Source organism: Gaiella sp. (genome assembly GCF_035710885.1).
Classification (GTDB): Bacteria; Actinomycetota; Thermoleophilia; order Gaiellales; family Gaiellaceae; genus Gaiella.
The window spans coordinates 37,852-48,772 of the sequence record NZ_DASTCS010000039.1; the positions used below are offsets into that span (position 1 = coordinate 37,852).

General features: G+C 71.5%; 8 protein-coding genes. 5 read left to right on the forward strand and 3 right to left on the reverse strand.

Annotation, left to right across the window (positions count from 1 at the left end; translation table 11 throughout):
• Positions 1 to 64 precede the first annotated feature (64 nt).
• Positions 65 to 4,375 carry a DEAD/DEAH box helicase gene (locus VFO26_RS09205; protein WP_325114662.1) on the reverse strand — a complete coding sequence of 1,437 codons (4,311 nt, stop codon included), beginning with the start codon at positions 4,373 to 4,375 and terminating at the stop codon, positions 65 to 67.
• 125 nt (positions 4,376 to 4,500) lie between these two features.
• Here VFO26_RS09205 and VFO26_RS09210 point away from each other — a divergent pair, with 125 nt between their 5' ends.
• Positions 4,501 to 5,370, forward strand: a complete 870-nt coding sequence (locus VFO26_RS09210) for a DUF1028 domain-containing protein (protein WP_325114663.1) — start codon at positions 4,501 to 4,503, stop codon at positions 5,368 to 5,370.
• Positions 5,371 to 5,406: 36 nt separating this feature from the next.
• Positions 5,407 to 5,976: an HhH-GPD-type base excision DNA repair protein gene (locus VFO26_RS09215; RefSeq protein WP_325114664.1), complete on the forward strand. Its 570-nt coding sequence runs from the start codon at positions 5,407 to 5,409 to the stop codon at positions 5,974 to 5,976.
• 48 nt (positions 5,977 to 6,024) lie between these two features.
• On the opposite strand, the gene VFO26_RS09220 is transcribed toward VFO26_RS09215, so the two are convergent.
• Complete coding sequence (locus tag VFO26_RS09220) at positions 6,025 to 6,591, reverse strand: hypothetical protein (RefSeq protein WP_325114665.1); 567 nt, start codon at positions 6,589 to 6,591, stop codon at positions 6,025 to 6,027.
• Positions 6,592 to 6,753: 162 nt separating this feature from the next.
• Here VFO26_RS09220 and VFO26_RS09225 point away from each other — a divergent pair, with 162 nt between their 5' ends.
• From VFO26_RS09225 to VFO26_RS09235, 3 genes are all read left to right on the forward strand, one after another.
• Entirely contained in the window at positions 6,754 to 8,550 is a 1,797-nt protein-coding gene (locus VFO26_RS09225; protein ID WP_325114670.1) for a BTAD domain-containing putative transcriptional regulator, read from the forward strand.
• A gap of 170 nt (positions 8,551 to 8,720) precedes the next feature.
• Positions 8,721 to 9,848, forward strand: a complete 1,128-nt coding sequence (locus VFO26_RS09230) for a phospholipase D-like domain-containing protein (RefSeq protein WP_325114666.1) — start codon at positions 8,721 to 8,723, stop codon at positions 9,846 to 9,848.
• Entirely contained in the window at positions 9,845 to 10,243 is a 399-nt protein-coding gene (locus VFO26_RS09235; RefSeq protein WP_325114667.1) for a DUF4234 domain-containing protein, read from the forward strand. Before VFO26_RS09230 ends, VFO26_RS09235 begins: the two co-directional genes overlap by 4 nt.
• A 31-nt stretch (positions 10,244 to 10,274) precedes the next feature.
• Here the strand turns inward: VFO26_RS09235 and VFO26_RS09240 are convergent.
• Positions 10,275 to 10,921, reverse strand: a 647-nt coding sequence (locus VFO26_RS09240) for an acyl-CoA dehydrogenase family protein (protein ID WP_325114668.1), incomplete at its 5' end; no start/stop codon positions are given.

Below are 10,921 nucleotides of genomic sequence, written 5' to 3' on the forward strand. Positions count from 1 at the left end.
CCTGTGGACCTCTTGTCGCCGGGACGACGGATCTGTCCAGGGACAGCGTTCTCCGTTGGTGCGCTCAGGGGCGTAGGACGGCACGCCGCGGCCCGGCGAGGAAGCCGGCCTCGACGAGCAGCGACAGGGCCTCGCTCTCGACGACGGGATGGCCGTCGAACCGCTCGACCGAGAGCCGCCGGCCTCTGTCCGCCCTGACCCAGTCGACGAGGGCGTCGACGGCGGGCCGGAGCCACGCCGGCTCGGGGTCGCGGAGCGGGAGGAGCGAGCGACCGCCGCGCTCGACGTAGAGCGCCGCTTGCCCACCGAGCAGGACGACGTGCGCGCCCGCGACGCGCGCCGCCCGCGCGGCTGCCCGCCTCGGCCAGGGGAGGACTCCCCCGTACGGCTGCGCGGGATCGGCCGCTGCGAGGACGAGCGGGTCGTCGTCGGCGAGGTCGCGGAGCTCCCGGAGCCGCTCGACGGCGCCGGGCAGCGCGAACTGGGCCCCGCCGAGGCCCTCGACGAAGTACCCACGCCGACACGCGCCCACGGTCTCGAGAGCCTTCAGCTCGCCGTACACGGCCCCGTACCCGCCCGGGATCCCCTCGGCCCGCACGCCGTCACGGGTCACGATCCCCTGCCGCTCCAGCAGCAACTCGGCGAGCGCCCGGCGGTCGGCCGTGCCGCCAGCCGACTGCGGGGTGCGCTCGCCCGTCTCGAACAGCCGCCCGGTGAGGGACCAGCGGCCCGCGGTCGCGACGGCACCGGAGACGCGCGAGCGCGAGAACCGGCGTGGGCGACGCTCCGGTGCGGGCACGCCGTAGCGGCGCTCGGCACGGAGGGGCGCCCACGCGTCGTTGGTGACCTCGCCGTTCCAGACCAGCTCCCACAGCACCGGCAGAGCCTCGCCGTGGTCGAGCCCGACGGAGGCCACCAGCTCGGGCCAGAACTCCGCGCTCCGGGCGAGCACCGCGCGGACCGCGTCGTGCGCCGGCCCGTCGAGGGGCTCCGCCGCGATCGGGGGCCCCAGCACCGCGGCGTCCTCACGGTAGAAGAGTGCGACCCGGTCGAGCCCCGCACCGACCCACACGACCTCACCCGACGCGCAGAGCTGGTCGAGCGCGGCCGCCTGGTAGCCCGGCACCCGGCGCGGAAGGATCTCGGTCTCCCAGAGGCTGACCGGCAGCGCGAGGCCCTGGAGGGGGACGAGCGCCTCGCGCAGGGTCGCGCGCCGGTCGATCCCGTGCCACGTGGGCAGGAAGCGCCCGAGCGCCGCCTGCTCCGCGGGCTCCACCTGTCGGCGGAGGACGGCGAGCGACGCCCGCCGGATCCGGCGAAGGACGTCCGGGTCGCACCATTCCCGCTCGACGCCGCCCGGGCGGAGCTCGCCGCGCACGAGCAGGTCGCGGGCCTCGAGGCCGGCGAGCAGAACCTCGGCGTCCTCGAGCGCGTAGCGCGCGACGACCTCGCGTGTCGTGAAGGGCCCGCGCGAGCGCGCGTAGCGGAGGAGCACTCGCTCGAGGGCGTCCTCGACCGGCTCGAGATACGCCTCGGGGAGGCCGCCCGGCGGCATCACGCCGAAGGCGTCCCTGTACAACCCGGCGTCCTCGGCTGCGATCACGGCGCTGCCCCCTCCCAGGCGGGCGTGGAACGCGCGCCGCTCCCGGACGAGCGTCTCGGCGAACCCGGCGTCGAGCTCCCCTTCGCGCAGGTCTCCCACGCGGCGCAGCAGGTCGTGCAGCTCGTCGGCGTTCCGGGGCGGCCGGCGCAGCGAGCCCTCGACCTCGGCGAGCGCGCCGGGATCGAGCAGGTCACGCAGCTCCTCCTGGCCGAGCAGCTCGCGCAGCAGCTCGCGGTCGAGCGAGAGGGCCTGGGCACGTCGCTCGGCGGCCGGGGTGTCGTCCTCGTACATGTAGGTGGCGACGTAGTCGAAGAGGAGCGAGGCTGCCATCGGCGAGGCGGACGGGGTCTCGACCTCCACGAGGTCGATCTCCCGTGTGGAGAGGCCGTGGAGGATGCTGCGAAGCGCCGGGAGGTCGAAGACGTCCTGGAGGCACTCGCGGTACGTCTCGAGGATGATCGGGAACGAGCCGTACTTGCGCGCGACCTCGAGCAGGCTCTGCGCCTTGAGGCGCTGCTGCCAGAGCGGTGTCCGCTGGCCCGGCCTCCGACGCGGGATCAAGAGCGCGCGCGCGGCGTTCTCGCGGAAGCGCGCGCCGAAGAGCGCGGTCGAGCCGACCTCCTGGACGACGAGGTCCTCGAGCTCCTGCGGCTCGACGAGCAGGTCGGCGAGCGCCGGGGGCGCGTCGGCGTCGGGGAAGTGGAGGGCGATCCCGTCGTCCGACCAGAGCGACTGCACCTCCAGGCCCAGCGCGTCGCGCAGGCGGGCGGCGAGAGCCATCGACCAGGGTGCGTGGACGCGCCCGCCGAAGGGCGTGAGGACGCAGACCCTCCAGTCGCCGATCTCGTCGCGGAACCGCTCGACCACGACCGTCCTGTCGGTCGGCAGCGCCGAGCTGCGCTCCTGTTCCCGCAGGAACGTCAGGAGGTTTCGCGTCGCGAGCCCGTCGAGGTGGTAGTCGTCCTTCAGGCTGCTGGTCGCGCGCCGGTCGGAGAGCGCGGCGAGCTCCCGGGAAGCGCCGCCGATCCTCCGCCCGAGCTCGTAGGGCCGGCCCACGCCCTCCCCCTTCCAGAACGGCACCGCCCCCGGCACGCCGGGTGCCGGCGAGACGAGCACTCGGTCGCGGGTGATCTCCTCGATCCGCCAGGTCGACGCGCCGAGCATGAAGGTCTGCCCCTCGCGGGCCTCGTACACCATCTCCTCGTCCAGCTCTCCGACGCGTCCGCCGCCGTCGACCTGGAAGACGCCGTAGAGGCCCCGGTCGGGGATCGTCCCCGCGTTCGTGACCGCGAGTCGGCGTGCGCCGGTTCGCCCGCGGATGACGCCTGCGGTCCGGTCCCAGACGATCCGCGGCCGGAGCTCGGCGAACTCGTCGGAGGGATAACGGCCGGCGAGCATGTCGAGCACGTTCTCGAGCTGCTGGCGGGTGAGGTCGGCGAACGGATACGCTCCGCGGACGAGCCGGTGGAGATCGTCGACGGCGATCTCCTCGTCCGCGCAGATCGCGACGACCTGCTGCGCGAGGACGTCGAGCGGGTTTCTCGGGATCGCGGTCTCCTCGATCGCCCCCTCGCGCATCGCTCTGGCGACGACCGCGCACTCGAGCAGGTCGGCCCGGAACTTGGGGAAGATCCGGCCCTTCGAGGTCGCGCCGAGCTCGTGGCCCGCGCGGCCGACCCGCTGCAGGCCCCGTGCGACCGACTTCGGGCTCTCGACCTGGATCACGAGGTCGACGGCGCCCATGTCGATCCCCAGCTCGAGGCTGGACGTGGCGACGAGGCACGGGATGCGGCCCGCCTTCAGGTCCTCTTCGATCAGCACCCGCTGCTCGCGGGCGAGCGATCCGTGGTGCGCCCTCGCCACCTCCGCCTCGGCGAGCTCGTTGATCCGAAGCGCGAGCCTCTCGGCAAGTCGACGGTTGTTGACGAACACGATCGTCGACCGGTGCGCGCGCACCAGCTCGAGCAGGGCCGGATAGATCGACGGCCAGATCGAGCGGGCCGAGGCCTCGTAGCCGGAATCCATCTCCACGCCGTCGGGCATCACCGGCTGCGAGAGAGGAGCCGAGGAGGCACCCAGCTCGCGCATGTCCTCGACGGGCACGACGACCTCCAGGTCGAGCTCCTTCCGCTGACCCGCGTCGACGAGCGCGATCTCGCGCCCAGGTCCTGCGACCCAGCGGCCGATCTCGGCGAGCGGGCGCTGCGTGGCCGACAGGCCGATCCGCTGGAACGGCTTCTCCACCACTCGCTCGAGCCGCTCGAGCGAGAGCGCCAGATGCACGCCGCGCTTGGTGCCCGCGACGGCGTGCACCTCGTCCAGGATCACCGTCTCGACGGTCGCGAGCAGCTCCCGCCCGCGCGAAGTGAGCAGCAGGAAGAGCGACTCCGGCGTGGTGATCAGGATGTCCGGCGGCGTGCGGAGCATCCGCTGGCGGTCGCGCTGCGGCGTGTCACCCGTGCGGACGCCGACCGAGAGCTCGGATCCGATCCCGGCGAGCGGGCCGCGAAGGTTCCGCTCGATGTCGTAGTTGAGCGCCTTCAGCGGGGACACGTACAGCAGGCGCAGCCCTTCGCCGGGCGTCTCGTTGAGCCGGTCGAGTCCGAGGAGGAAGGCGGCGAGCGTCTTCCCGGAGCCCGTCGGTGCCTGCACGAGCACGTGACCGCCGGAGGCGATCGCCGGCCAGGCGAGCTGCTGCGCCGGTGTCGGTGTCTCGAAGGCGCGCTCGAACCAAGCTCTCGTTCGGGGTGAAAGCGTGGCGAGTGGGTCCACCCGTCGAGGGTAGCCCTCGGACGTCGCCTCGGGCGTACGGCCGACCGTACCGGCCGAGAGTACGTCACGCGGCCGAGACCCGCGATTCCGTGCATCGAGGCGGACGTCGTGCATCATCGCCCTCGATGACCTATTCGATCATCGCGCGTGACCCGGAGACCGGCGAGCTGGGAGTGGCGGTCCAGTCGCGCGCCTTCGGAACCGGAGGCGCGTGCGCCTGGGCGACCGCGGGCGTCGGCGCGGTCGCCACCCAGTCGTTCACCGAGCGCCGGTACGGGCCGCGTGGCCTCGCGCTGCTGGCCGACGGGCGACCGCCGCGCGAGGCGCTCGACGAGCTCCTCGCGGCCGACGACCTGCGCGAGGTGCGACAGGTCGCGTTCGTCGATACGAGCGGCGCGACCGCCGCCCACACAGGAGACGACTGCATCGCCCATGCGGGACACCAGAGCGAGGGGGGCGTGAGCGTGCAGGGCAACATGCTCCGCTCGCCCGACGTCTGGCCCGCGATGGCCGAGGCGTTCGACACGACGCCGGGGTCGCTCGCCGAGCGGCTCCTCGCCGCACTTGACGCCGCCGAGGCGGCCGGGGGCGACTTCCGCGGGAGGCAGGCGGCAGGTCTGGTCGTCGTGGCCGGGGAGGCCGTCGAGCAGCCGGCCGTCGACCGCGTGTTCGACCTCCGGGTGGACGACCACGAGGAGCCGCTGCGCGAGCTCCGGCGGCTCTACCGGCTCGCGGCAGGGTACCGCCGGCGGAACGGCATCGGCGCGGACGCGGATCCCGAGGAGGAGCACGAGGCCGCGCTCGCCGCCGGCCTGCGCGAGGACGAGGCGGTCACGGCGGCGGTGTTCGCACACGCCCGCCGCGGCGAGCTCGACCGTGCCGCCGCGCTGATCGCCGAGCTCGTGGCGGCCCAGCCGCTGTCGCTGCAGGCGTTCGAGCGCTACGAGACGCTGGGCCTCATTCCCACCGGCGTCCTCGAGCTGATCCGGCGGTGACGCGGGGAAGCGAGATCGGCCCTCTATGATCGGGCCATGGCGAGCCCGCCCACAGCTCTCCACTTCACCGGTGACGCGGAGGCCGACGCGCTCATCGCGCAGGATCCGCTCGCGCTCCTGATCGGGTTCGCGCTCGACCAGCAGATCACGGTGCAGGCGGCGTTCGCCGGCCCGCTCAAGCTGAAGGAGAGGCTCGGCTCGCTCGACGCCGCGACGATCGCCGCGACCGACCCGGCCGAGCTCGAGTCCCTCTTCCGCAGGCCGCCGGCGATCCATCGCTTCCCCGGCTCGATGGCGAAGCGGGTGCACGATCTGGCCCAGCACGTCTCGAGCGAGTACGGCGGCCATGCGGAGCGCGTCTGGACGGAGGCGCAGGACGCGAAGGAGCTGGAGAGACGGATCCGGGCGCTGCCGGGGTTCGGCGACATGAAGGTGAAGGCGTTCGGCGCCGTCCTTGCGAAGCGGTTCGGCGTCGAGGCCGCGAAGCCGCTCGCCCCGAGCTACCCGACGCTCGGCGACGTCGACTCGGTCGAGGCGCTCGAGGCATACCAGGCCGCCAAGCGCGCTTCCCGCAGCGCCCGTCGAGCCGAATCTACGAAGGCCTGATCATCACTGTGGGCGGCGTCGGACCGATCGACCTCGGGCGCGAGCCGGTCATCCTGTCGTCGTCGGCGGATCCCAGGGCGGGATCACGCATGCCGGATCTCTGTACCGAGGGAACAGCCTGACCTTGTAGGCGTGCAACGCCAGCGCGTAGGGGTAGAGATCCTCGGCCAATGCGGCCGTCGCCCCCAGTCGTTGGACGGCGTGCCTGAAGTTCGCGAGAGCCTGGCACTCCACCTTTCCCTCGTTCCGCCGGAAGCGCCAATGGCGAAGGTGGAATGCCTCGTGCGTGAGCACCAGGGCCCCGAGCGCTTGCTGCCAGGCAGGTACGTCGGCACTGCCAATACCCTGCGCGCCCCTGCATGCGACTGGCCCGAGGACGGTGTAGCCCTCGCGGATGTTGGTGTAGGCCGAGGCATAGGACGATGCCCAATCTGCATCCCACTCCGCCTGAGGCGGGCAGCGAACCTCGCCCATCCCGAGCGAGTACACGCGCGCGACCTCGTTCAGCCTGCTCGGAACCTCGTACGCACCTGCATTCGCGGCGAGCACGAGCGCGACGACGACCGAAAGACCGATCGTTTCGCCCGAGGGAGCGAGGGTCCGAGGAATGCGCACGCGACGATGATCACGCCCGGATGAAGACGGCAGTCAAATGCGAGGAATACATCGCGCAAACGGACCCGAGGACGCGTCGCAATTGCAGCGCGAGCGCCGTACCATTGACCCACGAAGGGCCAGCCGGATCTCGAGTTTCGCATTCTCGGGCCGCTTCAAGTCATCCGCGGCCGGGAAGCACTTGCGCTCGGCAGTCCGAAGCAACGCGCGCTCCTCGGCATCCTCCTCGTTCACGCGAACGAGTCCGTGTCGAGCGAGCGACTCATCGAGGGGCTCTGGGAGGATGCTGCCCCGAAGACCGTCAACGCGGTCCTGAGCGTCTATCTCTCGAGGCTGCGGCGCCTGCTTGCCGGCGCAAACGGTGAGCAGCCCTTGCTCACGGAGGCGGCGGGGTACGTGCTGCATGTTCCGCCGGAAGCGCTCGACGCGCGTCGTTTCGAGAGTCTCCTGGAGCAGGGTCGGGGAGAGCTCGCGAGCGGCGAGGCGGAACGCGCTTCGTTGACGCTCCGGGAAGCCCTCGCGCTCTGGCGGGGCCCTGCTCTTGCCGATCTGGCCTCCGAGCTCTTCGCTCAGAGCGAGATCGCGCGTCTGGAGGAGCTTCGACTGACCGCGCTCGAGACCCGCATCGAGGCGGACTTCGCTCTGGGTCGCCACGACTCGCTCGTCGCCGAGCTCGAAACTCTGGCGGCTGCGCAGCCGTACCGCGAGGGCCTGCGCGCACAGCTGATGCTCGCTCTCTACCGAAGCGGCCGCCAGGCAGAGGCGCTGGAGACGTACAGGAGCGCTCGGCGAAACTTCAGTCAGGAGCTCGGGATCGAGCCCGGCCCCCGTCTGCAGGCGCTGGAGCGGGCGATCCTCCGCCACGATCCGTCACTCGAGGTGCCCGGCGGCGAGACGCCGCGCCGAGGAGAGGCGCGGATCGACACGGTGCGGCAAGGGCCACGGCTCGGGAGCCGCGGACCCGTCGCGCTGGCCGCCGCACTGCTGCTCGCGATCCTGACCGCCGCTGTGGCGGCCGCACGCTACTCGTCGAATGGCTCGCTCGAACCTGTCGTCCTGGCGGGCGACTCCGTCGCCGTCGTCGATCCCGAAACGGACACGATCGCCGGCGAGATTCCGGTCGGAGGGAGGCCGACCGGGCCCGGCTTCGGGGAAGGGTCTGTCTGGGTCGGCAACCGCGATGACGACACCCTCCTACGGATCGATCCGAGAACCCTGGACGTCGTGCGCACGATCGGGCTCGGCGTTGCGCCGACCGACGTCGAGGTGGTCGCCGGAAGCGTCTGGGTCCTCAGCGACTCGGGCTCGGCCGTGCTGCGAGTCGACCCTGACATCAATGACGTCGTCGCCACGATCCGCCTCCCCCGAACCCTGGGCCTGAGGTGGGCCTACATGGAGGCAGGCCCGAACGCGGTCTTCGTCTGCAGCTGCGCCGGCCACCCTGGGGACATCATCCGCATCGACGCTGCCACGACCGCCGCGGAGCCGGTACGCCCGCGTCGCAACCGGATGATCGCGTACGGGGAAGACGCGCTCTGGGCGGTCACCCCCGAGCCGAACACGATCGAACGGATCGAACCGAGGACCGGGGATGTCGTCGAGACGATTCCGCTCGGCCCAATCGGCGAGACTACTGGCTGGCACTATCGGATCGCAGTCGGCGACGGTGCCATCTGGCTGCTGGCTCCCACGTCACTGTGGAGGATCGATTCCACGACCAAGCGCTTCGCGGGAATCGTTCCGCTCGGCCGCACCGCGGAGGGCGGCAGCATCGCGACAGGATATGGAGCTGTTTGGGTGGCGACTGCCGATGGGATGCTGCTCCATGCCGATCCGGAGTCCCAGACCGTGGCCAAGGCGATCCCGCTCGGGACGCTCATCTACCCCGCGGACCCCTGGGACGCCCTGACGGTCGGTGGGGGACGGGTCTGGGTCGCGGTCAAGTCGTTCGCTTCGTGACGATCGTGGCCGACCGTCCCGCCCCGGAAGACACTCCTGGAATGGCGCTCGATCACGGTTCCGTCGAAGCCCGCGAGGCGGTCGTCGCGGAGGCCGAGTCGCTGCCGCTGCCGAAAACGCACGCGCCTCCGGCTACTGGTGGCCGACGCGGATAGGCTCGCCGCGGCACGATGAACTCGTCGATCGAGCTCCTGACGCTCACCGACGGCGGACAGCCGGCGTCGCGCGTCGCGGCGGAGATCGCGGCCTTTCTGCACGGCGCTCGCAGGAGCCTCGACCTCGCCCTCTACGACGTGCGCCTCGAGACCGAGGCCGGAGCGCTCGTGCTCGCATCGCTCCTCGCCGCGCATCAGCGCGGGCTCCGGGTCCGCCTGATGTACAACGTCGACCACCCGGGGCCGATCGCGGTGCCCCCGCCGCCCGAGACCCGCCCCGAGGCGATCGAGGCGCTGCCCGTCGAGACGCGCGGGATCGCGGGCATCCCGGACCTCATGCACCACAAGTTCTGCGTGCGTGACGGCGTCGACGTCTGGACCGGCTCGATGAACTGGACGGAGGACTCGTGGACGCGGCAGGAGAACGTCGTCGTGCGCGTGCTCGGCGCCGACCGGCTCGCGTTCGCGTTCACGCTCGCCTTCGAGGAGCTCTGGCAGCGCGGTGCGGTCGAGGGCACGGGGACCGTCGAGCCGCGTCCCGTCGAGCTGGCGGACGGCATCACGGTTCGTCCGTGGTTCACCCCGGGCCACGGCGACGCGCTCTCGCACCGCGTGGCGAAGCACATCGGGCGCGCACGGAAGCGCGTGCGCATCGCCTCGCCGGTGCTGACGGCCGGCCCGATCCTGGGCACGCTCGTGGAGGTCGTGAACGAGCGTCGCTGCACCGTCGTGGGGGTGGTCGACGACACACAGGTCGACGACGTGTTCCACCAGTGGAGCCGCAACGGGGTCAGCGCGTGGAAGATCCCGCTCCTGCACACGATCGTCGAGCGCGGCGCCTTCTCCGGGAAGCCCTCGACCCCGTGGGCTCCCGACGGCATCCAGGACTTCATGCACGCGAAGGTCGTCGTGTGCGACGACGTGTGCTTCGTCGGCTCGTTCAACTTCTCCCGCTCCGGCGAGCGGAACGCGGAGAACGTCGTCGAGATCCACGACGCCGTCACGGCCGACGCGCTCGCACGCTACGTCGAGGACGTGAAGGAGCGCTATCCGCCAGCGACGCCACCGGACGTCCGCGCGGACGCGGACGAGCTCGCGGTCGTGGACGCCGTCCGGCAGACCACCGAGACTGCAGGCCCATGAGCACACAAGCCTCCACCACCGGCCCGCTGGGCCGCCCGCGCGGTATCGGCTTCGCGATCCTGATCACGATCGTGACTCTCGGGATCTACACGCTGTACTGGGTGTTCAAGACACAGGACGAGGTGAAGGAGCACTCGGGCATCGGCGTCGGCGGTGTGATCGGCCTCGTGATCTACATCGTCCTCTCGCCGGTGACCTGGTTCCTGATCCCCTCCGAGGTCGGGAAGATGTTCAGGGCAGACGGTCGCGAGGCCCCCTTCTCCGGGTGGACGGGCCTCTGGATGCTGCTCCCGCTCGTCGGGCTCTTCGTGTGGTTCATCAAGATCCAGGGCGCACTGAACCGCTACTGGGAGAGCAAGTCGGCGTCTGCGTCAGCGGTCGTGCCCGCGGTGTAGGGCAGAAACCCGAGCGCCGAGGCGTACGGCGTCAGGCGACGCCCGCGAGCAGGAAGGCGCGGCTCTCCTTCAGCATCTCCCGGGCGATCACGAGGCGCTGCACCTCCTGGGTGCCCTCGTAGATCTGGGTGATCTTCGCGTCGCGCATGAAGCGCTCGACGGGGTACTCCTTGATGTAGCCGTAGCCGCCGAGGATCTGGACGGCCTCGACCGTGACGGCCATCGCGACGTCGCCGCACTTCAGCTTCGCCATCGCCGAGGCCTTCGTCAGCTCGGGCCCGTCGACGCCGTCGTCGGCCATGCGCCCGAACCGGTAGAGGAGCCCGCGCGCGGCCTCGCACTCCGTCTCCATGTCCGCGAGCTTCGCCTGGATGAGCTGGTGCTGCGCGATCGGACGCCCCATCGTCTCGCGCGTCTTCGCGTACTCGAGCGCGTAGTCGGTCGCGCCCTGGGCGAGCCCGAGGCCCTGCGCGGCGACACCGGGTCGCGAGCGGTCGAGGATCTGCATCGCGAGCTTGAAGCCGGTGCCCTCCTCGCCGAGGCGGTTCTCCGCCGGGATCCTGCAGTCGTCGAACGCGAGTTCGCCCGTGGTCGAGCCCGAGATCCCCATCTTCGGCTCGAGCCGCGTCACCTCGAAGCCGGGAGCGTCGCTCTCGACCAGGAAGGCCGAGATGCCGG

Bases quoted from the DNA above. Each gene is read 5' to 3' on its own strand.
- VFO26_RS09210 (WP_325114663.1), top strand. From the start codon at position 4,501: ATGACCTATTCGATCATCGCGCGTGACCCGGAGACCGGCGAGCTGGGA.
- VFO26_RS09235 (WP_325114667.1), top strand. From the start codon at position 9,845: ATGAGCACACAAGCCTCCACCACCGGCCCGCTGGGCCGCCCGCGCGGT.
- VFO26_RS09230 (WP_325114666.1), top strand. From the start codon at position 8,721: ATGAACTCGTCGATCGAGCTCCTGACGCTCACCGACGGCGGACAGCCG.
- VFO26_RS09215 (WP_325114664.1), top strand. From the start codon at position 5,407: ATGGCGAGCCCGCCCACAGCTCTCCACTTCACCGGTGACGCGGAGGCC.